This is a genomic window from Spirosoma aerophilum, assembly GCF_054782495.1.
In genome coordinates, this window is the sequence record NZ_BAAGSJ010000013.1 from 50,049 (window position 1) to 75,665 (window position 25,617).

The 25,617-nt window shown below is 50.6% G+C and carries 20 protein-coding genes; 15 read left to right on the plus strand and 5 right to left on the minus strand.

Annotated elements, in window-relative coordinates:
* Window positions 1-18 precede the first annotated feature (18 nt).
* Window positions 19-1,014, plus strand: a complete 996-nt coding sequence (locus ACYVK4_RS11785; RefSeq protein ID WP_461127712.1) for a glycosyltransferase family 9 protein — start codon at window positions 19-21, stop codon at window positions 1,012-1,014.
* A 33-nt stretch (window positions 1,015-1,047) separates the two neighbouring features.
* On the opposite strand, the gene ACYVK4_RS11790 is transcribed toward ACYVK4_RS11785, so the two are convergent.
* A complete protein-coding gene (locus ACYVK4_RS11790) occupies window positions 1,048-2,118 on the minus strand; it encodes a glycosyltransferase family 9 protein (RefSeq protein ID WP_461127713.1) in 1,071 nt (356 codons plus the stop codon).
* Window positions 2,119-2,186: 68 nt separating this feature from the next.
* Window positions 2,187-2,792: a DUF4254 domain-containing protein gene (locus ACYVK4_RS11795; protein WP_461127714.1), complete on the minus strand. Its 606-nt coding sequence runs from the start codon at window positions 2,790-2,792 to the stop codon at window positions 2,187-2,189.
* 242 nt (window positions 2,793-3,034) lie between these two features.
* On the opposite strand from ACYVK4_RS11795, the gene ACYVK4_RS11800 reads away from it, so the two are divergent.
* From ACYVK4_RS11800 to ACYVK4_RS11840, 9 genes are all read left to right on the plus strand, one after another.
* Entirely contained in the window at window positions 3,035-3,658 is a 624-nt protein-coding gene (locus ACYVK4_RS11800; RefSeq protein WP_461127715.1) for a TetR/AcrR family transcriptional regulator, read from the plus strand.
* Window positions 3,659-3,740: 82 nt separating this feature from the next.
* Window positions 3,741-5,057, plus strand: coding sequence for a TolC family protein (locus tag ACYVK4_RS11805; RefSeq protein ID WP_461127716.1), 1,317 nt, complete (start codon window positions 3,741-3,743; stop codon window positions 5,055-5,057).
* A gap of 33 nt (window positions 5,058-5,090) precedes the next feature.
* Window positions 5,091-6,140: an efflux RND transporter periplasmic adaptor subunit gene (locus ACYVK4_RS11810; protein ID WP_461127717.1), complete on the plus strand. Its 1,050-nt coding sequence runs from the start codon at window positions 5,091-5,093 to the stop codon at window positions 6,138-6,140.
* A 159-nt stretch (window positions 6,141-6,299) separates the two neighbouring features.
* Window positions 6,300-9,464, plus strand: a complete 3,165-nt coding sequence (locus ACYVK4_RS11815; protein WP_461127718.1) for an efflux RND transporter permease subunit — start codon at window positions 6,300-6,302, stop codon at window positions 9,462-9,464.
* Window positions 9,465-9,561: 97 nt separating this feature from the next.
* A complete protein-coding gene (locus tag ACYVK4_RS11820; RefSeq protein WP_461127719.1) occupies window positions 9,562-9,822 on the plus strand; it encodes an acyl carrier protein in 261 nt (86 codons plus the stop codon).
* A gap of 426 nt (window positions 9,823-10,248) precedes the next feature.
* Window positions 10,249-12,585, plus strand: coding sequence for a GAF domain-containing protein (locus ACYVK4_RS11825; protein ID WP_461127720.1), 2,337 nt, complete (start codon window positions 10,249-10,251; stop codon window positions 12,583-12,585).
* Window positions 12,582-16,301, plus strand: coding sequence for a BamA/TamA family outer membrane protein (locus ACYVK4_RS11830; RefSeq protein ID WP_461127721.1), 3,720 nt, complete (start codon window positions 12,582-12,584; stop codon window positions 16,299-16,301). Before ACYVK4_RS11825 ends, ACYVK4_RS11830 begins: the two co-directional genes overlap by 4 nt.
* A 17-nt stretch (window positions 16,302-16,318) precedes the next feature.
* A complete protein-coding gene (locus ACYVK4_RS11835; RefSeq protein ID WP_461127722.1) occupies window positions 16,319-16,891 on the plus strand; it encodes an HD domain-containing protein in 573 nt (190 codons plus the stop codon).
* Window positions 16,892-17,079: 188 nt separating this feature from the next.
* Complete coding sequence (locus ACYVK4_RS11840) at window positions 17,080-17,586, plus strand: Pycsar system effector family protein (RefSeq protein WP_461127723.1); 507 nt, start codon at window positions 17,080-17,082, stop codon at window positions 17,584-17,586.
* A 10-nt stretch (window positions 17,587-17,596) separates the two neighbouring features.
* Here the strand turns inward: ACYVK4_RS11840 and ACYVK4_RS11845 are convergent, their stop codons facing one another.
* Both ACYVK4_RS11845 and ACYVK4_RS11850 read right to left on the minus strand, forming a co-directional pair.
* On the minus strand, window positions 17,597-18,790 hold the full coding sequence (locus ACYVK4_RS11845) for a molybdopterin molybdotransferase MoeA (protein WP_461127724.1): 1,194 nt from the start codon (window positions 18,788-18,790) through the stop codon (window positions 17,597-17,599).
* Between the two features lie 62 nt (window positions 18,791-18,852).
* Window positions 18,853-19,725 carry a diacylglycerol/lipid kinase family protein gene (locus ACYVK4_RS11850; RefSeq protein WP_461127725.1) on the minus strand — a complete coding sequence of 291 codons (873 nt, stop codon included), beginning with the start codon at window positions 19,723-19,725 and terminating at the stop codon, window positions 18,853-18,855.
* 126 nt (window positions 19,726-19,851) lie between these two features.
* On the opposite strand from ACYVK4_RS11850, the gene ACYVK4_RS11855 reads away from it, so the two are divergent.
* From ACYVK4_RS11855 to ACYVK4_RS11865, 3 genes are all read left to right on the plus strand, one after another.
* Window positions 19,852-20,847, plus strand: coding sequence for an App1 family protein (locus ACYVK4_RS11855; RefSeq protein ID WP_461127726.1), 996 nt, complete (start codon window positions 19,852-19,854; stop codon window positions 20,845-20,847).
* Between the two features lie 249 nt (window positions 20,848-21,096).
* Window positions 21,097-21,513, plus strand: coding sequence for a BLUF domain-containing protein (locus ACYVK4_RS11860; protein ID WP_461127727.1), 417 nt, complete (start codon window positions 21,097-21,099; stop codon window positions 21,511-21,513).
* A gap of 195 nt (window positions 21,514-21,708) precedes the next feature.
* Window positions 21,709-21,990 carry a hypothetical protein gene (locus ACYVK4_RS11865; protein ID WP_461127728.1) on the plus strand — a complete coding sequence of 94 codons (282 nt, stop codon included), beginning with the start codon at window positions 21,709-21,711 and terminating at the stop codon, window positions 21,988-21,990.
* Window positions 21,991-22,328: 338 nt separating this feature from the next.
* On the opposite strand, the gene ACYVK4_RS11870 is transcribed toward ACYVK4_RS11865, so the two are convergent.
* Window positions 22,329-23,096 (minus strand): class I SAM-dependent methyltransferase, encoded by a 768-nt coding sequence (locus ACYVK4_RS11870; RefSeq protein ID WP_461127729.1) that lies wholly within the window; start codon window positions 23,094-23,096, stop codon window positions 22,329-22,331.
* A gap of 199 nt (window positions 23,097-23,295) precedes the next feature.
* Between ACYVK4_RS11870 and ACYVK4_RS11875 the strand changes: the two genes are divergently transcribed.
* Together ACYVK4_RS11875 and rlmB are read left to right on the plus strand one after the other, a co-directional pair.
* Entirely contained in the window at window positions 23,296-24,792 is a 1,497-nt protein-coding gene (locus tag ACYVK4_RS11875) for a GWxTD domain-containing protein (RefSeq protein ID WP_461127730.1), read from the plus strand.
* Window positions 24,765-25,607, plus strand: coding sequence for a 23S rRNA (guanosine(2251)-2'-O)-methyltransferase RlmB (gene rlmB, locus ACYVK4_RS11880; protein ID WP_461127731.1), 843 nt, complete (start codon window positions 24,765-24,767; stop codon window positions 25,605-25,607). The genes ACYVK4_RS11875 and rlmB overlap by 28 nt, the downstream gene beginning before the upstream one ends.
* Window positions 25,608-25,617: the final 10 nt, after the last annotated feature.

Here is a 25,617-nt window from a genome sequence, read left to right on the forward strand (position 1 = left end):
TGTGAAAATGACAGTGTTATGGGCTCTACGGTGAAAGTATTGGTTCTTCAATTTGCATCCATTGGCGATGTCGTACTGACATCGCCCGTTGTACGTTGTCTGAAACAACAACTCCCGAAAGCTGAAGTTCATTTCTGCACACGGCTTGATTACCAGTCTGTTATCGCTCATAATCCTTATATTAAGGAGGGACACTTCCTGAACAATAACCTCTACAGCTTAATCAGGCAGCTTAGGGCCCAGCAGTTCGACTACGTGGTCGATCTGCAGAATACGGTTGTCACCAAGTTGATCAAGGCTGCGCTGGCAACACGTTCTTACAGCGTCGACAATCAATTATTCCGGAAATGGCTTTATGTAAGCTGGAAAATCAATGCGCTCAATGAGCAACACATCGTTGATCGCTACCTGGCTACGGTACAACCCCTGGGTGTGGGCAATGATGGTCGTGGGTTGGATTACTTCATTCCTTATAAGGATGAAGTCGAATTTGACTGGTTACCGGACAGTCATCAAAATGATTTTGTGGCTTATGCCATTGGCGGTCAATACATGACCCGGAGGCTCCCAACGGCGCGCATGATTGAGCTGTGTCGGAAGATCAACTACCCAATTGTCTTGCTGGGCGATAAAAAGGACCGTCAGATTGGCGATGAGCTTGTGAAGGCACTGGGTGAAAAATACATTTATAATGCCTGTGGGCATTATAATCTGAACCAGTCAGCCTCCCTGATTCAGCGGGCGCGTGTGGTGTTTAGTCACGATACCGGACTGATGCATGTTGCGGCTGCTTTCGGAAAAAAGGTATATTCCATCTGGGGCGGTACCACCCCCCAGTTTGGGTTTTATCCCTACAAAACACCACACGTACGGCTCGAAACGACGGGTCTGGGTTGTCGCCCCTGTTCCGCTACCGGGCTGGATAACTGCCCCATGAAGCACTTTAAGTGCATGAACGAGCTATCCTTCAACTTCGATGTCAAGGAGTTGCGGTTCAAGAAAAAGAATTTTTAGAGAACTTTGCTACCTTCGCTGAATCGACAGGCGCTAGGGCGCTAATCGGGTTGTCTGCTTTTTCAACATTTGCCGGACCCGTTCAGCGACAGCGTCCACCGAAATCTCATACAAGCAGGCCAGATCCCCCCGCCAGCACGGTTTGTTGCCAAAGACCGAACAGGGACGACAGCTAAGCTCCGTTGGTGGTATCTGGAGAATAGCTTCATCTCCCTGCCCCCACGGCCCAAAGCCAGCGTCGGGATGTGTGGCGCCCCAGATCGACAGGACTGGTACACCGCTCAGGGCCGCCAAATGCATGTTTCCTGAATCCATACAGAGCATTCCATTCAGCTGACGAATGAGCAGCAGTTCGGCGGCCATAGGTAGTTGGCCCGCTACCAGAATAGCCTGTGGAAATTGTTGCTGCAGTGTTTCCAGTTGGGCAATCTCTGCCGAACCGCCCCCAAACAGAAAAATGGTTAGTGGCTGGTGACCGTACAGTTTAGCCAGCAGGGGGGCGAACCGTTCGAAGGGCCACATTTTCTGAGCATGTTGAGCGAAGGGAGCAATGCCCAGCCAAGGACCTTCCAGTCCGGGACCCTCCAGTCCGGGACCCTCCTCTGGTAGTGCCTGTTGACTCAGAAATTCTGAAAGTTGTTCCTGACTACGGGTAAACGGTGCAAACTGAAAAGGCTTTGCTGGTTTGATCGCTAAGCCAGCCGCGTCAAATACCCGGGCATAGCGGTCAACACTGTGTGTTAAGGGTTGACGAATCTTGTTGTTCGTTCGCGTCAAGGCCTTTTTTTCAGCCCGACCTTTATCAATGGTGAAGGCCGGTACCCCAACCAGCCGGAAAAGGCTTTTGATAACGGCCGAGCGAACGTTCTGATGCACGTCGATAAGCACATCGAAGGCCGCTAATTGCCGTAATTCATTAAATAACTTAAATAATCCCCTCAGCCCGTTATGCCGTCCGTCGAAGTCGGCTCCTACCACGCGTACATTGGGAAATTGTTCGAAGAAAACGGCAAATTTAGCCCGTGTTACCAGGGTAATCCGGGTCTCCGGATAGCGTTGCGTAAACGCCTGCACGACGGGAGCCAACAGTGCAACGTCGCCCATAGCTGAAAACCGAAGAAGAAGCAATTGCCTCATACACGTACTAGTGGGGGAGGAAATGGACGTGAGGTTTATTTGGCCTCACTATAAAGCACCGGGTTCAGAGTTGGGTCGTTGTACATTTTCATTTGCCGATACACTTTCATGTAACGGTCGCCATGGCGAATGTCTTCCAGCAGTTCATCGAAGCACTGGGCCAGGTCGCCTTCCTGCTCCAGCAGTACCGTCAGTTTTTGCCGGGCTTTCTGGCGGTGCTCGTCGGAGGCCGAAGGCCGGTCGGACTGTTCCTGGAAGTGGTAAATCTTTAGTTGTAAGATCGACATGCGATCCAGCAGCCAGGCCGGGGTTTCGGAGTTTAGGCGTGCACCTGGTTTGGGACTGATCTTATGAAACTGCTCAAAGAACCAGCCATCCATTTGCTCGACGGTATCGGTCCGGTCCTGGTTCGATTGGTCAATACGACGCTTAACCGCTACCAGTTCATCGGGCCGTATGGTTGGGCTCCGAATAATATCTTCCAAATGCCATTGAACCGTATCGATCCAGTTTTTTTGATAGAGTAGGAAAGCAATATCGGCGGACGAATACGCGTTACTTATGGGTGTGTCGACATGGTCGGTCAGGTGGTAGTCCTGAATACTCCGACGGAAAATACTGTTGGCGAAAGTGGCGTTCATAAGCGGTCAATCAATCGCAAAGATAGTCGATTTAACTGGGAATGCCCGAATCAGCAGACATGAGCCCTTGTCTCTCAACCGTTAACAGACCGTAGGTAAGGCATATATTCTTGGAGAATATGATTATTTATACTTAAATTTGGCTGATTTTTGGAATTTAAACAATTGTTTAAAAAAACCATTTGAAGTTTTTGTTTGTTAGTTTAGCACAACATACTTTTGAGCATTAAATGAAAAATAAAATGGAGTGTTTCTCATCGAAATCAACAGAAGAACGCATTCGGGAAGCCGCCAAGCGGGTTTTCCTCGAAAAGGGATTCGATGGGGCCACATCACGAGATATTGCCGAAGCTGCCAGTATTAACATTGCGTTGACAAACTACTATTTCCGCAGTAAAGAGAAGCTGTTCATGCAAATCTTTGAGGAGATGATTCAATTGTTCTTCAATGGAATGGTTGAGATCATGAACAAGCCGATCAGTTTGCGGGATAAAATTGCGGAGTTGATCGAGCACGATTTTCAGCTGTTAAAGGACAACCCGAGCCTGTCGAATTTTATCATGAATGAAATTCACCGGAATCCGGATCGGATGGTAAGTTGTATTGGTTTGATGAAGGAAATTCATCACTCCGTGTTCGAACAGCAGTTACAGCATGAGATAAGCCTTGGTAACGTTCGGCCCATAAAAGCACTGCACGTTATGCCCATGGCGTTTGCCAATATTCAGTTCCTGTTTATTGGCAAAGCTATGCACATGAAAATGTGGCATATGGATGAGGCTGATTTTGAGAATTTTATTAATCAGCACAAGCAGATCGTCATAGACATGGTTACGACCTATTTGTTTGATTTTAAAAAGGAGTAATCCTTTTTTTTGCCCATTAATTAAACAAATATTTAAAATGTAAAATTAATAATCTCATTTAAAACGAAACAATTAAAATGCTATGAAAGTCTTTCAATGGTATGTTTCCACTGCCCTGTTGCTGGGTTGCTCAGTCGTTAATGCGCAGGATGTTACGCTGGATCAGCTGGTCAGTAAAGCATTGACGGGTAATTACAGTGTTCAGGCAGCCCGACTGGACGAACTGAAAACCGATGCGCAGATTGCAGAAGTAAAAGCGAACGCCCGTCCGCAGGTTAACCTCACCGGCGATTACAAACGGTACCTGAAAATACCGGGTCAGGTGGTACCCGCTTCGGCTTTTGGCGGTCCCGAAGGATCTTATTCGGTATTGGCTTTCGGGTTGCCCTATAATTTCTCCACCAGCGTGCAGGCGTCGCAGGCGCTATATAACCAGTCGCTCATGATCGCGACGAAAGTGGCTAAAACCAGCCGGGATTTATCGGCACTGCAAACGCAGAAGATTAAAGAAGACGTAGCCTATAACGTATCCGCTACATACTATAATCTCCAGACCACGGCTCAGCAGATTGCCTTCCTTCAGAAAAACCTTACTTCGACTGAGCGGCTCATTCAGATTACCGATCTGCTTCGGCAAAACAAGCTGGCTAAAGGTGTCGATGTCGACCGGCTGCAGTTAAGCAAAATATCCTCCCAAACACAGATTGAATCGCTTCAGGCAACGTATAATCAACTGCTGAACACGCTGAAACTGTTAACCGGTATGCCCCAGTCCGATTCGCTCGCCGTTCGAACGGTTGTTGACGAGACGGTTCCTGTAACGCCCGCCAACGAATACACCATCAACCGAACCGACCTTCAGCTACTCGATCGCCAGAAAGACCTGAACGGGCTGGAGCAACGCAACATTAAAGCCGGTTTTGTGCCGACCGTTTCGGCTTATGGCATAGCAAACAGCACGGTATACGCCGTTGGCGGAGATAATTCCTACATCAAGAATGTGCCCGGCTACTGGCTCGGCCTCCAACTCAACTGGAGTGTTTTTGACGGTATGGCCCGCAAGGCCAAACTGGGACAAAAGCGCCTTGACGATCAGAAACTGGACGTCCAGCTTCGCCAAACGCGCGAGTCGATTTCGATGGATATCGCCAATTCACGGAACCAGTTTCTGGTACAGCAGCGCAATCTGGCTACCAACCGGGGGCAGGTGGCCCTGGCCGAAAAGGTATACAACCAAACGCAACTACAATTTAAAGAAGGTACCGTCGACATTACCGACGTGGTGCAGGCCGAAAACTCCCTCCGCGAAGCACAAAATAACTTCCTCAACACACTGGTCAGCCTGCGCACCGCCGAACTCGACTGGAAAAAGGCGACCGGCAGTCTCATCAACCAATAATTGACTCACACACAACCAGAATCACGAAAAGTTATGAAACGAATTATCACAGTACTCGCGCTCGTTGCCACCCTGGGCTTGACGGCCTGGACGTTGGTCAATAACAAAAAAGAAGTTGAAGAAAAAGTTTACAAACCCAACCCCGACCAGAAAGTGGGCGTTCGGACGGCGGTAGCTGCCCTGCAGAACCTGTCGCAGGAAACGGAATTCCTGGGTTCGTTCTCGCCAAATCGGGAAATCGAAATCCGGCCACAGGCGGGTGGCCAAATTGTCTCGCTGCCCATTGAAGAAGGGCAGACCGTTGGAGCCGGTCGCCTGATTGCCAAACTGGACGACGAACAGTTACGGTACCAGATTGAAGGGTTGATGGTGACGCTGGAAGGCTACCAGAACGATCTCAAACGTTATGAGGTGCTGGTGAAAGGGGATGCTACGCCTGCTATCAATCTGGAACGCACGCAGTTGAGCATCCGCTCGACCCAGGCGCAGATCAAACAGCTTCAAAAACAAATAGCCAACACCACCGTAACGACGCCTTTCTCGGGTATCGTCACCGATAAAATGGTTGAGAAGGGCTCTGTGGTTTCGGTAGGATCGCCGATTGCCAAAATAACGGACATCTCGACGCTTAAGTTGGTCGTTCAGGTACCTGAAAAAGCCATCAATCAGTTTCGCGTGGGGCAGTCGCTGCCCATTACGACAGAAGTCTATCCTGATGCCCGCTTCGTAGGTCGTATCTCGATGATTGCCGCTCAGGGCGATGCCGCTCATAATTACCCAATTGAGATCACAGTGCCTAATTCGGGCAAAAATCAGTTGCGGGCGGGTATGTACGGCTCCATTGCCAATACCAACAAGCTGAAAGGACAAACGCTGGCCGTGCCGCGTCAGGCCATTGTCGGTTCGGAAAAACAGCCGCAGGTGTACGTGATCGAACAGGGGAGAGCCGTACTGAAACCGGTAAGCATCGGAACCACTACCAACGAGTATTACGAGATAACGAAGGGGCTAAACGCTGGTGATCAGGTGGTGACCAGCGGTCAGATCAATCTGCAAAACGGCACGCCGGTAATCGCTCAATAAACTAAAGAGTGAAAGAGTGAGATAGCGAAAGAGCGAATGTTCCTGCCTCTAGACCATCCTCTCTATCTGTCACTTAGTAGAAGATTCAATTTGATAGAACTGCTTGGCTAACGCACTCGTTCGCTCTTTCGCTCATTCACTCTTTCGCCCCCTACACGTATGAAATTTGTTGAAACCATCATAAAACGCCCCTCGCTCATTATCGTGTTGTTCGCGATACTGACCATTGGCGGCCTGTTTTCCTATCGGTTGCTGAGTTATGAGTTGCTGCCGGAATTTTCAACGCCGGTCATTACCATAACGACTATTTATCCGGGTGCCGCTCCGTCGGAAGTGGAAACGGAGATCAGTAAAAAGATTGAAGATGCCGTATCAGGGCTGGATAACCTCGACGATGTGAAGTCCAACTCCTTCGAAAACGCATCGGTACTTGTGGTTCAGTTCAAAGCAGGAACCGATATTGACCTGGCCTTGCAGGACGCCCAGCGGGAAATCGACAAAATGGTGAGCGATCTGCCGGATGATGCCGAGCAACCGTCGCTGTCGAAGATATCGCCCAGCGATCAGCCCATCATGCAGTTGCTGGCAACGTCTACGCTGCCCAACGAAGTATTCTACCAGCAGGTTGAAGATAAGTACCTGCCTGTTTTCCAGCAGATAAAAGGTGTTGCCGATATTTCCATGGTGGGGGGCGATAAGCGTGAGATCCGTATCAACGTCGACGATGATAAACTGAACTACTACGGTTTGTCGCTGCTTCAGGTATCGCAGGCCATCAACCAGGCTAACCTCGATTTTCCGACCGGGAAAGTGAAAAGCACGAGCGAGAACATGACACTCCGGCTGGCTGGCAAATTCAGCTCACTGGACGACATTCGGAAGCTGGTCATTGCCACCCCACCCAATGGCAGCCCCATTCGTATCAGCGACGTGGCCAAGGTGACCGACGGATTGACCGAAGCCACCAGCATCAGCCGATTTAATGGACAGGATGGTATCGGGTTGTTCATTAAAAAACAGTCGGATGCGAATGCGGTGGAAATAAGCCGGATCGTACAGGAGAAGCTGGCGCAGATTGAAAAAGAGAACGCGAAGGATAAGGTTCAGTTCGCCATCGCCTACGATAGTAGTGTGTTCACGCTGGCGTCTGTCGAAGCCGTAACCCACGATTTGTTGCTGGCCGTTGGGCTGGTGGCCATTGTGATGCTGCTGTTTTTGCACAGCTTCCGGAATGCGTTCATCGTTATGATCTCGGTACCGGCTTCCCTGATTTCGGCCTTCCTGTTCATGTATGTCATGGGGTACTCGCTCAACCTCATGACCCTGCTGGCACTCTCGCTGGTAATCGGGATTCTGGTCGATGACTCGATTGTGGTCCTCGAAAACATCCAGCGACACCTCGAAATGGGGGGGCCGGCCAACCGGAAGGACCGCTGGCATGCCACCCTCGACGGGGTAAGTGAAATCGGCTTTGCGGCCGTTGCCATTACGCTGGTAATTGTGGTGGTTTTCGTGCCCATCACGTTCGTAAACTCGGTTATTGCAGACTTACTGCGCCAGTTCTCGCTCACGGTAGCGTTTGCCACGATGGTCAGTTTGGTGGTCAGTTTCACGCTGACGCCCTGGCTGACGTCGAAAATGGCCCGGTTGGAACATCTGAATCCTAAAAATCCATTCCAGGCCTTTTTGCTCTGGTTCGAGAAGGGACTGACCGCGCTGACCAGTGTCTATCACCGCAGTTTGGGTTGGGTGTTAACCCATAAACTGGCCTTCACGGGTATACTGGTCGCTATTTTCGTCTTCACCGGTTGGGTCATGAGCTTGGGAATCATCGGCTCGGAATTCGTGGCGCAGGGCGATCAGGGCAAATTCCTGCTCACGATGAAACTCGACAAGAGTGCGTCCCTTCAGCAAAACAACCTGATGGCCCGAAACATCGAAAACTACCTTCGGAAGAAGCCGGAAGTCGAAACGATCTTCGCCAACGTCGGGGGTGCCAGTACGGGTATGAACAGTACCGGGCAGGGCGAGACCAACCGAACGGAACTGACGGTTCAGCTCGCCGATGCCAGTGAACGCCCCGGCCATAAACTCACCGAACAGTACATGATCGACGTACGGCAGGAGCTTGAGAAACAGTTTCCGGCCATTGAATTTAACTCTTCGGTAGTGGGTATGGTCAACTCCGGTTCGGCCCCGATCGAGATTTTCCTGAGCGGGAATAACGTGAGCGAGAACCTGGCCGCTGCGGAGGAACTGGCGAACCGAATCCGGAGAACGCCCGGTGCCAACGACGTAAACGTATCCGTCGAATCGGGTAACCCTGAAGTGCGGGTCGATATTGACCGGGAAAAGATGGCGAAGCTGGGGTTGACGATACAGACCGTTGGCGGTACGCTGCAAAATGCCTTTGCTGGTAACGACGACTCCAAATTTCGGGATGGGGGCGAGGATTACGACATCCGGGTAATGCTCGATGCCTTCGACCGGAAGAACCCCGACGATGTCAAGAACATTAACTTCTTTAGCCCGGCTACCAATCGTCCGGTACGGCTGGCGGAGTTCGCCAACGTTACCCTGAGCAACGGCCCGTCGCTACTGGAACGGAAAAATCGCCGGTCGTCGGTGACAGTAACGGCCAACACGCTGGGCACGGGCTCAGGTACGCTGACCAGCGTTATTCAGGCCGATCTGGCTAAACATCCGCTGCCTGCCGGGGTAACGGTAAGCTGGGGGGGCGACGCCAAGAACCAAAGTGAAGGTTTTGGCTCGCTCGGAATTGCTATGCTGGCCGGTCTGATGCTCGTGTACTTCATCATGGTGCTGCTTTACGACAGTTTCGTTTATCCATTCGTGGTGCTCTTCTCGGTACCGGTCGCCATTATCGGAGCCCTGTTGGCGCTGGCATTGACCTCCTCCAACATCGGTATTTTCGCCATGCTGGGTATGCTGATGTTGATCGGGCTGGTCGTGAAAAACGCCATTCTGATTGTCGACTTTGCCAATCAGCAGAAGGATCAGGGCGTTCCATTCCGGCAGGCGATCCTGCATGCGGGAGAGGAGCGACTACGTCCGATCCTGATGACGACCATTGCCATGGTGATCGGGATGATTCCGATTGCCACGGCATCGGGGGCCGGTGCCGAATGGAAAAATTCGCTGGCCTGGGTGCTGATCGGCGGCTTGAGCAGTTCAATGTTGCTGACCATCTATCTCGTTCCGATGATGTATTATGTCGTCGATCGGATTGGAGAGAAATGGGCCGCTTTTCGCTCAAAAAAGCAGGTCAATGCACCTGTTTCAGCGGCTGAACCGGTTCATTAGACCAGGCTGATCTGACCCGGCTACGGCTTGCTCAGTGGCTGGGTCAGATCAGTTGACGCTCGTACAAGTATACGTGTAAACCTAAAACCATAAAATCATGACACTTTCTCAACTAAACGATCGCCTGCTCAACGTGCTGACGGAGATGGGGATCAATCAAACTGCCTTGACCGATGGCGCTCATTTTAGCCGTGACTTAGGCCTTGATTCACTGGACATTACGGACCTGTTGCTTCAGGTAGAAACGTATTTTGGTATTCGTATTCCGGACGAAGATTTCTGGAAACTGGAAACCTTCGGGCAATTAAAAACATACGTTGCCGGCGAAGTATTCCTCGATGGACGTCAAATCGCTTAACAAAGGCATGGGTACGACCGGTCAGGACGTATACACTTTATCGTTGCTCTGTCGTAGCGCGGACCGTCCGCGCTACGTCACTTTTGTCAGTCCAAAGTCTTCTATATCGGTATTCTTAGTCAATTGTTACGAACTACCGCAGGCTTACCGGTGTTGAAAAAATAGACTTATCTCGCCCGCTATCCAGGCCCGATCCTTACATACCGCTGGACGCCCGTAAATCGGGTCATTCGATTTTTCGTAGGCCGGTCAACAGGCTCGGTGCCAGGTCGTTTGATAAGTCTCTTTATTCAGTTTTTATAGTGGAGTTTTGGATACCGAAAAGGGTTTGTAGCTTCGTTTAGCTCAGAGCGTTGCCGTATTGCCGACCGATACTTTATTCCTGACGAGGGTATTGTATCCGCTCTCCACAGATGTTTATTTGGTATGGAAACAACCTTTACACTGCCTAGATTAGATAAATTATTACTCCACTTCCGGCTATCGTTCAAGCCTTTTGTGCGCTTTTTGAAGGAGCAGCAAACCCTTGTCGCAACCGAAGGGCTCACCGACTTGTACGCTTACCTGATCGACCAGTTTACGTCGGCCGTCGTCCAGGAAGATACCCGCGAGCCCGTTGACGAAGCCCGGCTGAAACACCTTTTTCAGTTGGCTACCATGGCCGTATTACCCTTGAATCACACCCGGCGGGAAATTTCATATGCTTTCGGTATTCCGGTTCCACTGACCTTATTTCACTATTCACCGGCATTTGAGCAGTTAATTCAGCAACATCCTGATTTCCTGATTGACCTGCCCGATCAAATTACGCAGCTTGATCGGCAACAGCTTGCCTATCAGATGATACTGGAAAAGTGCTATGCCGTCAAATTGGATCATTCAGTTGGACAATCATTTCAATTCCAGAAACGATTGAACGGCGTCACAAAGTTTTATCGGCTTGATATCAACAATTCATTCGTTCAGCCCCAGGCAGGTCTGATGCTGCCGCCCTTAAAACGGATCTGGGTCGATTTTGCCAAGGGCCAGGGACCGTTGCCGGTAGGAGAGGAAGCGTTGCTATTGGATCAGTTTACGTTTGAAGGCTTCGCATTTTTTCAACTGGAGGATGTAACGGAGGCTGAAACCGTCAGGCAGCTGCAGGATGTTTTTGTACACCTGCACTCCGATACCGAACCGATGATCTACCATCGGTTCGAGTCGGCCCTGCGCAATCTCTGTGGGCAGGCCGATGCGCAGATCGGCATTATACCCATGCCGCAGGTAAATGGTCATTTTGTGTATCCGCCCAATAGCAAAAGCCGAAGCATTTTCTTTCAATATGCCGGTGCATCTGATATGGATTACAAAGACCCGATGGCACAGAAGATGGTCCGGAAAATAGCCGGCAGCGCGGTGCCGTATCTGTTCCCGGACCTCGCGGGCCTGCCCGATCCGGTTCAGACGGCACTTATCGGAAAGGGCATAAGGAGTTTCCTGCTGTATCCTGTCGTGTCGGGCACCGACGTACTGGGTATTCTGGAAATGGGAAGCCCGCATCCTTTTGCTCTGAACGAAGAGGTACTGACGAAAATTGAGAATATCCTTCCTTTGATTCAGGAGTTACTACGTTACCAACTCAATCAGTTCAACAATAATCTGGAGCAACTTATACGCAAAAAATTTACATCCCTTCAGCCCGCCGTCGAGTGGAAGTTTTACGAAGCCGCCTGGGCATACCTCAATCAGGAACAGCGGAGTGGCAGCCAGAACGAAGCCATTCCAGTCCGTTTTCCGCAGGTGTACCCCCTTTATGGCGCGGTCGATATTCGGAACTCATCAGTTGAGCGACACAAGGCCGTGCAACAGGATCTGTCCCGGCAGATCGCAGCGGTTGACGCTATATTTTCACTTCCCGAATTTCCCTCGAACGGGTCCCGTCCCGAAAAGCTGAGGGACGAGAATTTCGACTGTCAGCACAAGTTAGTGGCCGGACTTCTACCCGACGATGAGCAAACCGTTTCCCTTCTGCTGACCGACGAGGTGAACACTTATTTCCGGTATCTGTTGCTGCACCAGCCCCTGCTCGAAGCCCCTATTCAGGCGTATTTTGCCCAGACAGACCCCGCAACCGGCCTTTTTAATCTGGCGCTGAAGCGCTACGAACGGAGCATGGACTGGCTCAATGCAGCGGTGAATGAGTACATTGACGAAGAAGAAAAGAAGCTTCAAACAATTTATCCGCACTATTTTGAGCGGTATCGAACCGATGGCACCGAGTATTCGATCTATCTCGGCCAGTCCATTGCTCCCGATATGCCTTTTACGCCCGGTATTCGCCTGCGCTTGCTTCAGTGGCAATTAACGTCCATGGTCGAAGTGGCGCGCCTGACGCATCTGCTTTTATCCAGTTTACCGCTTCCTTTACAAACCACCCAGTTGATTCTGGCCTACGCCCAGCCGGTCGACATTGGGTTTCGGCAGGACGAGCGTCGATTCGATGTGGAAGGGTCGTACAGTATCCGGTATGAGGTGCTGAAGAAGCGGATCGACAAAGCGTACATAGAAGGAACGCAGGAGCGGCTTACTCAACCCAATACCATTGCCATTGTGTACAGTCATCTATCGGAAGTGACAGATTATTTACCCTTTATTGCCGACATGCAGGCCCGTGGGGAGCTGCAGCCCGATCTGGAATACCTCGACATCGAACCCCTGCAAGGCGTTCTCCATCTCAAGGCGCTTCGCGTTCGTATCAACTACACAGACTCTGCGAAATTATGAAATATCTGCAGGCAGTAGGGTATTGGCTCATCGGGGCATTCAGTTTCATCAGCAGTCTTATCACGGTATCGGGGCAGTCGGTTCCTGCCGATTCCATTCGGCATCGGGTAATTTTGATTGGGGATGCCGGTCGGTTACGAAACGGTAAGAATCCCGTAGTAGACGCGGTGAGGGCTCGGTATGATTTTAATAATTCGCGCACGACGCTGTTGTATCTCGGCGATAACATTTACCCACACGGGCTATCCGACGAAAGCAGCCGCGATTACGATTCGCTGGTCGCCATCCTGAAGTATCAGGTGAGTCCGGGGTTGCCAATGTCATCAGGCCGGACCCATCCAGGTCGGACCCATCCAGGTCGGACCCATCCAGGCCGGACCAATCCATCGAAAGTTTTGCTCATTCCCGGTAACCATGATTGGGGCAAGGGGCGGCCGGATGGCTGGGAACGGATTGTTCGGCAAGGGAAGTGGATCGACAGCCTGAACGCACCGAACATTCAATTGTTGCCGACGGGTGGGTGCCCAGGCCCGGAAGAGATTCTGCTTAGTGATAACCTTCTGTTGGTCATCATGGACACGCAGTGGTGGCTTCATCCGTATGCGAAGCCGGGTGTCGACTCCGATTGTGGTTGTAAGAGTCAGGACGAGGTCATTGCCCGGCTGTCGGATATTGCGTATCGGAACAAAGGCAAGGCGATCCTCGTGGCGACGCATCATCCCTTCAGGAGTTACGGCATTCATGGCGGCTATTACACCCTCAAGCAGCATATTTTCCCGCTGACGGAGTTTTCTTCGAAGCTGTACATTCCCCTGCCTGTAATCGGGTCTATTTACCCGCTGGCACGTGGGGTATTTGGGAATATTCAGGATTTACCCAACCCGACCTACAAACACATGGTTCAGGTGATGGAAAAAGCCATGGCTCCTGCGCCCAACGTGGTGTTTGTTTCGGGTCACGATCATGCCATTCAGCACATTGTCGATGGTACCCGAAATTACATTGTGAGCGGTTCGGGCATCAACCGCGAGCGGGTGAAAAATGGTGACCTTGCCCGCTTTGTGAGTGGAGAGTGGGGCTATGTCGTCCTGGATGAACTGGTGAACGGGCAGTTGAAAGCCACTTTCTATACCATCGATGAAGCGGCTACGGCTACCCAGGCTCATGCCGCTACACTCTTCACCGTACCTGCGGCTGTCGATTCGGCAAGGGTAAAAGCGCAAATGCCAGCCTGGCCGGATAGCATACGGGTAGCCATTGCACCGGCTTACGACAGCGTTAGTCAGGTGCATCGCTGGTTGTTTGGTACCAATTACCGACAGGAATGGGCTACCCCCGTTACGCTGCCCGTTTTTGATCTGACCCGTACCAACGACGGATTTAAGATTTTACAGCGGGGGGGCGGGCAGCAGACAAAATCGCTGCGGCTCGAAGATGTCAGTGGGAAAGAGTGGGTGTTGCGGAGTATCCAGAAAGATCCGGCCGGAGCCTTGCCCGCTCCCTTGCGCGAAACCATTGCTAAAGATGTGCTGCAGGATGAAATTTCGGCCGGGCAACCTTTTGCGCCCCTGGTGGTGCCAACGCTGGCACAGGCGGCTGGCATTCCCCACGCGAACCCGAAACTGGTTTATGTACCCGACGATCCGGCTCTGGGCATCTATCAGGCCGACTTCGGCAAAACCGTTTGCCTGTTCGAAGAACGCAATCCTGTCGATGGGAAGTCGATCAGTACCGTAAAAGTTCTCGAAGCCCTCGAAAAAGACAATGACGACCGCATCGACCAGCGTGCCGTCTTGCGCGCCCGCATGCTCGATCTGTTCATTGGCGACTGGGATCGGCACGAAGACCAGTGGCGCTGGGGGAGCCGGAAGTCGGCAACGGGCAAAATCTATTACCCGATTCCGCGCGACCGGGACCAGGTGTTTTTTCGGGCGGGGGGCTTATTTCCCGCCATTGCGTCGGTGCCCTGGATACAGCCTAAATTCCAGGGCTTTACGACTAGACTCGGCAATGTGAACGGCTTTATGAATAACGGTCGGTTCTTTGACCGGCTCTTCTTGCATGCGCTTAGCGTTCAGGATTGGATGACCGAAATCACCGCTCTCCGTGACTCGCTCACCGATGATGTGCTGCAACGGGCCATCAATCAACTCCCCGACACCATCCGGCGGGAGTCTGGCAATCAAATACTGGAAACACTTAAAGTCCGGCGGGGCTGGCTACTGGAGAAAGCGCTGGAGTACTACCGGTTTCTGGCCAAAGCGGTCGACATTCCCGGTTCAGACAAAAAAGAACTGTTTCAGATTCGACACCTGAACGACGATCAGTTGGTGGTTTCTGTGTTCAAGCTAACCAAAGACGGGGCTGTTGGTCAGCCGATGTACAGCCGTACGTTCGATGCGTCGGTTACTCGTGAGATTCGGTTGTATGGGCAAAAGGGAGACGACCGTTTTGAGGTGAGCGGTCCCGAAGCCGCCAATATTACGGTTCGACTCATTGGCGGGAAAGGCAAAGATGCCTTTACGGTGGATGGCCATTCGGGCAAGCCGTTTATTTATGACCTGAGTACAGAGGAAAATATTTTACCGGCCCCGCATGAATCCAGATTGCGTTTGTCGACCGATAAAGTCGTCAATCAATATGATCCGCATGCATTCAAATACGATCGGTTACTGCCGCTGGCTACCGCCGGTTATAATCTGGACGATGGCGTGTTGCTGGGCGTGGGCGGTCAATGGATAAAGCAGGGTTTTCGGAAAGCACCTTATGCGGCCATGAATCGCCTGATGATTAGCCGGGCACTGGCTACCGAAGCGCTGTCCATCAAGTACGATGGTATTTTTACCGATGTCATCGGCAGAAATGACCTCTGGGTGAATGCGTCCGTTAAAGCGCCCGATAATGTAACCAACTTTTTTGGTGTCGGCAATGAAACAACCTACGAGAAAGAACGCCGGATTCGCTATTACCGCACGAGATATGATCTGATCAATTTGGCTGTTTTACTAAAACGGGATGTTGGCGCACACATGCAGGTGTCGCTGGGTCCGGTTTTTCAGCAGTTTAGTCTGGATCTGGATGGCAACGAAGGGCGCTTTATTGAAACGTATGTTAATCAACTGCCCCCGTCAGAAAAGTTTCTGAGACGCGAAAGTTACGGTGGACTACAGGCTGGCCTTCAAATCGATAACCGAAACAGACCCGTCCAACCGTCCAGAGGATTCTACTGGAACACCACCTGGCTTGGCCTTCAGGGATTTAGAGAACAACCGAATCATTTCTCGCAGTTGCGTTCGGAACTGGCGGTATATACCAGTTTTAGTCAGGCGGCTAATTTCGTGCTCGTCAACCGGATTGGTGGGGGAGTGACGTATGGAAATCCAGCGTTTTATCAGTTACTTTATCTGGGCGGACAGGATAATCTTCGGGGTTTCCGAACGTATCGGTTTGCGGGTAACCATCTGTTCTATTATAACCTTGAAGCTCGTTTGAAGCTGTTCGATTTTCAATCGTTCCTGTTTCCGGGTAGCGTGGGCCTGTTGGTTTTCAACGATGTGGGGCGGGTATGGGCAACCGGCGAAACGTCTAAGAAATGGCATGACGGCTATGGAGGTGGCTTTTATGTAACACCCGCCAGCTTGCTGCTGGTAACAGCCTCCGTTGGGTTCTCGGAAGAAGGGGCACTGCCGTATGTGTCGCTGGGCTTCCGCTTCTGATACTAACCGTTATTTGTATGACTACCAAGCTTATCCACCAGATCGAGACCTACGTTGTTTACTATTTTAAGGAGCATCCCCGCCCCGATCTGACGTACCATTCCCTCGCCCATACACAGGGTGTTGTAAAGGCCGCTGAGCAGTTGGTCCGGCATTATAAGCTGAAAGAAACGGAGGAGTTGGTGGTTTTGGCAGCTACCTGGTTTCATGATGTGGGGTATTTGAGCGGATCGCCCGAAAATCATGAAGAGCGAAGTGCTGACCTGGCTGCCAGTTACCTGATGGAGTTACATGTTTCCAGTGAGCTGATTGAGCAGGTAAAAGGCTGTATCCTGGCAACCCGATTGCCGCAGTCGCCCACAAATCGGCTCGAAGAAATCGTTTGCGATGCAGACATGTTTCACCTGGCCAGCGATGAGTATACAAACAAAAGCAGCTGCGAAAAGAGAAGGAGAGCCTTACGGGGGTCTCTATTTCGGGTAGCGACTGGCGGCAGCAGAACATTGCCCTCCTCGAATCGCACACCTATTTTACCAAATTCGCCCGGAACCTTCTGGAAGAAGGCCGCGCCAGTAATCTTCGTCGGTTAAAAGAAAAGCAGGCGGAAAAGAACAGCGATAGTAAGCCGTTCGCAGACCCGGCAGCGGTCCTCAGTCCCGCGCCTGACCTGATTCCGGAACCGGTTGGTCCCCTTGACCCATCGCCTATTCCGTTCCCGGCACCACCAACGGACAAAAAAAAGAACAAAGACAATAAATCAGACCGGGGTGTTGAAACAATGTTTCGGACGACATCGGCCAATCATCTGCGGCTAAGCGAAATTGCAGACAGTAAGGCCAATATTATGATTTCGGTGAATTCGATCATGGTGTCCATCCTCGTTTCCATTCTGCCACGTCGAATCGAAGAAAATCCGCACCTGATGATGCCGACGGCCCTGTTCCTGACCACCTCTGTGCTGACCATTGTGTTTGCTATTCTGGCCACCCGACCCAATGTAACCCAGGGAACGTTCAGTCACGAAGACATCCAGCAAAAAAAAGGCAACCTGCTGTTCTTTGGTAATTTCCACCGCATGAGTCTGGGTGAGTACGAATGGGGTATTCAGGAATTGATGCAGGATAGCAGCTACCTCTACGGCACCATGACCCGCGATATATATTATCTGGGCCTTGTGCTGGCGAAAAAATACAAACTGCTTCGGGTTGCCTATACCATTTTCATGTTTGGCTTTGTCACGTCTATCCTGGCTTTCCTGGTGGTATTTCTGTTCTTCGGAAAGTGAAAACAAGATACTAACGGGTTTCCCAGATCTGAAACACATCACCCGCGTCAAATACCGAGCGGTCGGGGGGGAGCTCCATAAAAGCGTTGGTGGCTAACAAATTAGCAAAGTCGGCGGAGCCGGAACCGGGCAAAGGTTGGGCCATCGTTTTGCCGTCGGGGGCCGATGTCAGATGAACGGGCAGGAAATAGGTAATACTTGGTTCGAATCGCACTGTTTCCGCCAATTGTGCATACCGAACGGGAGCCGCCGGTAAGCCCAGTGATGTTTTTACGTACGGTAGCACGTAACGATAGGCGCATAAGACAGTCGATACCGGATTGCCGGGTAAGGCAAAGACCGTTTTGCCAGGGGCCGTTCCGAACCAGAGCGGTTTGCCCGGTCGCTGTTCAATTTTGTGAAAGAGTTTTTTTACCCCTAACTGAGCCAGAACAGCCGGTACAAAATCAGCTTTCCCGGCCGAGACACCCCCGCTCAGGATCAGCATGTCGTTGTCGGCAAGCAAGGTTGCCAGCCGATCCGTTAAAACAGTTTCATCATCCACGATGTGGTGTAACGTAGCCGAAATGCCCAGCGTTGCCAGCGCGGCCCGGAGCATATACGTATTCGACCGGCGAATCTGGTAGGGGAGTGGTGTATCGGCAATATCGACCAGCTCATCGCCCGTTGACACGAGCGCTATCCGGGGCATCGCCGTTACCGTCAGGGTTATCTGGCCCACCGAAGAGGCCACCGCCAATTCGGACGGGCCGATCCGCATGCCTACGGATAGGAGCTCATCACCCGCCCGGCGGTCGATAGCCTGGGGGTGAACATTCAAACCCTGCGGTACATCCTCAATCGTAATTGTCGCCTGCCCATCCGAACTGTCAATATCCTCATACCGGATAACCGTATCAGCGCCCATGGGTAACATGGCCCCCGTCATCACTTCCAGACAGCTATTTTCCTCGGTTAGTGATTGCTGGGGCTGACCGGCACGTTGTACACCTGCGATACGGAAGGTTCGCTGACCGGCTGCAAAATCAGCCTGCCGAATGGCAATGCCGTCCATAGCCACACGGTTAAACGGCGGGAAGTCGCGATCGGCAAAGACCGGGGCCCGCAACACCCGGCCCAGGGCTTCGGTGAGGTGAACCGTTTCGGTAGGGAGGGTCAGGAAATGTTGTTGAGTAATGGCGAAAGCGTCAGCAACGGAAAGCATGGGCGAAAAGTGAAAATTGGCCTGTATAGGAAGCCCGAATGTACGATAAAAACGAATGGCCTCTATGCTTCATTCGGCACCAGTAACTGAAGAGCGCCCGGTTTGATCTCCGCTTTTAAGGAGGTAATACGCCCCCGATATTCACCATCTACCTGAAAGTAAGCACGTCGGTGCATCTCTATATCGACGGACGTAGCCGGATAGATCTCGATTTTATGGGGGTCGAATGGTTTGTATTGCCAGAAAAGCTTAATGATTTCCCAGAACGATAACCGACGGAAAATAACTACTTCAAATTGCCCGTCGAACGGGGTGCCTTCGGGGTTGATCACTGCTCCGGTGCCATACATACGGGCATTGGCCAGCACAACCATAAAAGCGGCCCGTTGTATGCATTCATCCCCTACGGTGATGGATACCCGCAGGAGCCGACGTTTACGAAGAACTTGCACCACGCCCCGCAGATAGCCAAGTTTGCCGCGTAGATTATTTCGCTCGTAGTACCTGACCAGTTGGGCATTCAGGCCAATGTCGCTCAAGTGCAAACAAACGTCTCCATCATTAATGGATAAAATATCCGTTGCTCTGGACATCCCGTTTACCAATACATCCAGGCTGCCCGCCATATCCGCTGGAATGCCCAATTCACGGGCCATGCCATTTGCGGAACCGGCGGGTAGTACCCCCAGGGGAATATCCGTATTCAAAAGGGCTGTTGCCACGATCTTAATGGTGCCGTCGCCCCCAACAGCTACAACCCGATCAGGCTTGTGCTGGTCGATCTGCTGGCGTATGGTTTCTTCATCCGTTTTCCCGTTCAGATGAAACGTATGAACGCGATGGGGTAAGTTGGCAAAGTGATTGTGGATGCCTTCTTCCCAACTGGTTTTGTCTGTGCCCCCCGAAACAGGGTTTATTGCGAATAAAAATGTCAACTTATGAGCAAATTATAGGTTATGAATGGCGAGTCCTGATTGAATGTTATGAAAACGAATCAACCTGTTAATAGTGATAAACAAAAAATAACCCTGAAGGGTAAGGTGAAGCGTTATTTCTTAACAATGCTTCGACTAACCGATCAGCCGGTTGTGAAAATTTACCGGGGTTTTGGCAACGATGCCACCCTTACTGTTTACGGTCACGTTTTTCGTCGAAGCGCCTTGCCGAGGAAAAATTACCGCGACATTGACTTTGTCAATCTGCTGGCCGTGATCCGGTTATTCCTGGTGAAGCCCTATCCCGAAGCAACTGTCCGGCTGCGGTTTGGCGATCAGGTTATGCAGGTTCAGGCTGACGCCGATGGTTGTTTTCAGGCCGATTTACCCCTAACAAATCCGTTGGTGCCGGGCTGGCATACGGTACATGCGCAACTGGTGTCGCAAACGCTAACCCCCGAAGTGGTCCTTGCTGAAAGTGAAGGGGAGGTGCTGATACCTCACCCCACCCGGTATATCTGCATTTCTGATATTGACGATACTTTTCTGGTTTCTCACTCGGCCACAATTACCAAACGGTTGCTGGTACTCTTGACCGAAAACGCACACAGTCGAATTCCATTTGAGGGTGTGGTCGCTCATTATCAACTGCTTGCTGAGGCAGACAGCGGAGAAAATGCCTCGAACCCCTTCTTTTATGTGTCGAGCAGCGAGTGGAACCTGTACGATTACATTGATGAGTTTTCCAGAAAAAACGGCTTGCCCAAAGGCGTATACCGCCTGAGCAGACTGAAACGATTGTCGGAGGTGCTAAAGACAGGAAGGGGTAAGCACCATACAAAGTTTGACCGAATTGAACAGATCATGGACATGTATCCGAAGCAGCAGTTCATTTTGCTCGGCGACGACTCCCAGCAAGACCCTGTTATCTATGAATCAATCGTACAAAAATACCATCAGCAGATACGTTGCGTCTACATCAGGCAAATCCATGGAGAGCACAAAGCCCGAACGGAGAGTTTAATGGCCATGATACAAGCCAGGGGTGTTTCCGCCTGTTATTTTGCGCACAGCGCTGAAGCCCGACAACACTCAATTTCTGTTGGTTTGACTGCTTCCTGAACTCATTTATAGGGATTTTGAAGGTGTTGATTTAGTAAATCAAAAGTATCTGTTAATGTAATAGTGTATTTCTCTAATTTATTTTTAATGCATTTTGGTAAAATATAAGAAACACTTTAGTTGCTTACTTACTATTTTTGGAAACACAACTTCTGACGTTACTCATACATTTGTGTGATGGAAGTCAGATGGTGGTAACCGGTCGATCTCTAGTTTTGAGCCAGCAATTTAGCTTCCTCAACTTATCAGATGGACTATTGTATTGTTTACCTCAGTTCGTTTTTACTCCCCGATGAGGAGTTGTTTCGTGTCATGCAAGAGAGCAAAAGAAAAAATCGTGCTTTAGGTATTACAGGAATTCTTCTCTATTTCAATGGGAGTGTTATTGAAGTACTGGAGGGGCCGGAAACAAACGTAAAAAATTTGTATGAAGCGATTCAGCGGGATCAGCGACACAGGCAGTTGATTCAATTGTACGCATCAACTATTGAGGAACGGTATTTTCCGGATTGGTACATGGGGTATAAAGCCTTATCTGCGGTTGAGTTCGAACGGCTAAAGACGCTCATCCAACTCGAAGATAATCCTTCTTTACAAGTGCCCAATAAGGACAATATTATCCTCGCATTGGTACAGCTCTTTTATAAGAATAACTTTCGGAATTGACCTATAAAGAAGAATTCGTTAAGACCCGATTATTGATTTAGAAGAAATTTTGGTTTTCTGGGATTGGCTTGAGAATGATGGTAAAAACATAAATACATTTTTGTGTTGAACTGAATTTAACTTAGATTTAGTCGGGCAACAGCCTGTTTATCCGTGATCTGTAACAAGTATTTAACCTTTTAACCTATCGTACCAATGAATATGTCTCAGTTCAACCAGTTTTCCCTCCCGGAGCAGGTGGTATTAGTGCCTATAAAGGGAAGTTTTGTGGCCGAACGACAAAGTATGAGTCAGCTATTCAGACTCTATTACTGGGGTGATCACTTTATTGAAATTTATTACCAGTGGCCCGCCGGGCGGGGTGTTGGCGCCCAATGGGAACCTTACTATGTGGGTACATTCACGGATGGACCTGGTTGCTCAGAGCGTTTGATGACCTATGTAGATCATTTGAAATTAGATGCGTGTTGTAATTAAATAGGGATAATTAGTAAAAGTAGGGTAGTCAATAGAGAGCTGATTTTTATGTTTTTAGTGTAAAATAATGTTTCCACCGTTGTTCTTGATTCCTGTTAAAATTGTCGGAAGCATAAAAGTCAGCTCGGGCCGCTAATGGGCGGTGCTATTGAGTAATCATAGTAGTAGTCATACATAGTAGTCTAGTCGTATTCTAAACCGTACCCGCTCATCTATATGCCATGAGCGGGTACGGGTATTTTTGAGCCTATTGAAGCAAAATAACGAATACGTTTTTATAGAAATAGGGGGCCGCAGAATGGGGCCGTCAAGCCAATGCCGATTGCCTGTTGAGGGATTTATTTTGTTGCTACATAAAAGAAATCGAGGCTGCCGGCGGGGTCTTTGCTCACCAGATAATCGGTGTAGTTGATTTCGGCGGCTATACCATCGGCCTGCAGCAGGCGGTTTCGGTTCAGGCGGTTCATCAGGTCGTAAGGAACCTGAAGCAGTCGGCGGGGGAGCCGGTATTGCAGGTTGAAAATATCGAAACGGGTCAGTTTCTTCACCGATTCTTTATTCTGCTCGTAATAGGTCATTACTTTTTTGTTGCCGTGAATGCCCCGGGTGTCAACGACTGGGAAGTACTTCGCCATGAGCGATTTCAGGCCATCGGCATAATATTCCCGCACGTGCCACGGATTCCGGGTAAGCGAAAACGTTTTGTTGACCGTCGTCAACAGCAGTTTGCCGCCCGGCTTCAGGACGCGGTGCGCTTCCTTGATAAACAGATCGTCATTTTCGATGTGTTCGATGACCTGAAACGTTACGATATAATCAAACGTATTGTCGGGTAAGCTTCTCAGGGGGGGGATATTGGCCGCGATGAAGGTCGAGTTGGGGTATTCGGCACTGAGTCCGGCAATCAACTCCTCGTTCTTATCGATACCGGTATAGTGATTGGCTGCTTTGGTGAGCAGTTCCAGCCCCCGCCCCCAGCCACACCCAATTTCGAGTACTTTGCCGCTTACCATAGCAGCCGCTTCGACATACGGGAACAGAAGTCGTTGATGAACCGGGTTATCCGAAGCGATTTCGGCGGAGGTAATTTCAGTTGTCTTATACATGCGTTTGCAATTCAATGGGCAAAATTACTCTTTTGCAGTAAGTAAAGAAAAATGAACCGCCCGGGTAGGCCAAAAGAGGTATTTTTTTCGTTATTAGTGAACCATCTTAAATCAGACAAATTAACCTGTAAGGTTAGTGATGCGGCTACAGCGGCCCGGCTTACAGATTGACGAGGTTATAGATTTTCCATCGTTGTTTATGCGTATTCTATCTGCTTTACTTTTTATTTGTTTTGTAGCGGCTTGTTCCTCCAGCAAAAAAACGCAACAGGCCCGGGCCAACGCAGCGTATGACGCCCGTACGGAAGCCCAGCGAAATCAGCCCAGCCGACCGGCCGTTCGTCCTGACGATACCCAACGGAATAACGCCACAACGCAACGGGATGATACAAAGCGTGCCGACGATTCCCGATCTTCGGAACGTTCGGGTGGTTCGCGCCCAACGGTGACGACCGGGCAAACGCCCCCGCCGGTAAAGACCATGACCGATGGCCCCGCGCTGGGAACGACACCAACCGTTTCGGCTAAAACAGCCGGCGAATGGGTCGTGACGTCCATTAAGGGTAAGTTTCTGGCAACCGACACGACCAGCGTTCGGGTGTACATGGATATAACGGCCCGGACACCTTCGGGTGAGGGGATGGTTAGTCCCACCGACTTCGCCGAGCATTTTCTTATCGCCTATGTGATGTATCCCGACTATAACAACCGGGAACGGCTGGGGTATGGCGTCGTGCCGCTGAATGCCCAGACAGTTGGAGTGCAGGGCGATCATTTGACGCTGACGTTCGACGTAAAACGGCCAAAAGATGCGCTTAACGCTGTTCTGCTTACAGAAATCACCGAAACGACGAACGGAACTAAAGCGCGCAACGACCTTGCCCTGCGGTTTAAAGCGACAAAGCTGAGTGACCGTTTTACGCTGTTCGACAAAGAAGGTAAGCAGCCCCAGTTGCGGAATTATGTGAACATTGGTGATACCGTGGTTATCCGGGATGTGAACGGCACCGTAAAAAAACTGTATGGGTTTCGCTACCGGCATGATTTTGAAGCCGCTTCATCGCCCATGAATACGTCTCCCCGTCCAGCGGCTAAGTCTCTGTCTGAAGACTCAACCCTGAGCGTCATGACCAACACGCCGTTCATCATTCCGCGTGAGGGACTCTATTATTTTCTAGAGGACACGACGGAGACCTCGGGGATTGGCCTGGTGGTCGCTGATAAACGGTTTCCGAAACTGACCCGTCCCGAGAAACTGATAAAACCTGTGCTCTACATGAGTACCAGTACCGAAATCGGCGAGTTAAATCAGGCGCAGGACACCAAAAAAGCATTTGACCGGTACTGGCTGAGTTTAATGTCCGGGAATGAAGAGGTCGCCCGTAAAACGCTAAAAGCCTATTTCGACCGGGTTGAAGAAGCCAACCGGCTGTTTACGAGTTATAAAGAAGGCTGGAAAACCGACAAAGGGATGATCTACATTGTACTCGGCGCACCCGACCGCGTACAACGGAACCGGGAACGCGAAGTGTGGGTTTATAATCGCCGGGCCAATGTCTCGGAAGTAAACTTTACCTTTACGAAAAAACCGAATCAATTTGTCGAGGATCATTACGAACTGGTGCGCTTTATTGAGTATCAGCCGGTTTGGTACCCGATTGTGGAAGCATGGAGAACCGGAACAATTCGCGAGTAAATCGCCCTACTAACTCCCGTCCTGGCGGGAACCGGAACGGTGGGTCAAAACCACAGTTTCGGCCCGAACCAGACGAGATGGTGTTTGGCATTCAATCGGTGATCGAGACGCTCAAGTCCGATCAGCAGATTGATAAATTATATATGGAAAAAGGGTTGAGTAACCCCGATATCCAGAATCTGGCTTTTCAGAAGCGGGTAACTATTCAGCGTGTTCCCGTTGAACGGCTGGACCGGTTTACCCGGAAGAACCACCAGGGTGTCGTTTGTCTGATCGCTCAGGTCCAGTATGTTAAACTGTCGAACGTGATTGCCGATGTCTTTGAGCGGGGGGAAGTTCCCTTTTTCCTCTTGCTGGACCGCATTACCGACGTTCGTAACTTCGGCGCGATTGCCCGAACGGCCGAGTGTACCGGCATTCAGTGCATTGTCATTCCCGGACGGGGGGCTGCGGCCATTAACTCCGATGCCATGAAAACGTCCTCCGGGGCGTTGAACCACATCTCCGTTTGCCGCGAGCCTGACCTGACCGAAACGGTAAAATACTTGCAGGAGTCAGGTATTACGGTTGTGGCCTGTACCGAGAAATCGGCCCGCGACTTGTATGAACGTACTACCGATCTAACCGGCCCAATGGCTATCATTATGGGATCGGAAGAAGATGGTATTTCTCCTGAATTACTTCGGATGGTTGATACACACGTGAAAATCCCCCTATTGGGCGCTGTCGGTTCGCTGAATGTATCCGTGGCTACGGGCGTGATCTTGTATGAAGCGGTGCGCCAGCGAAGTTTGCCGGTTGAAGTAGCGGGATAGTCAATAAAAC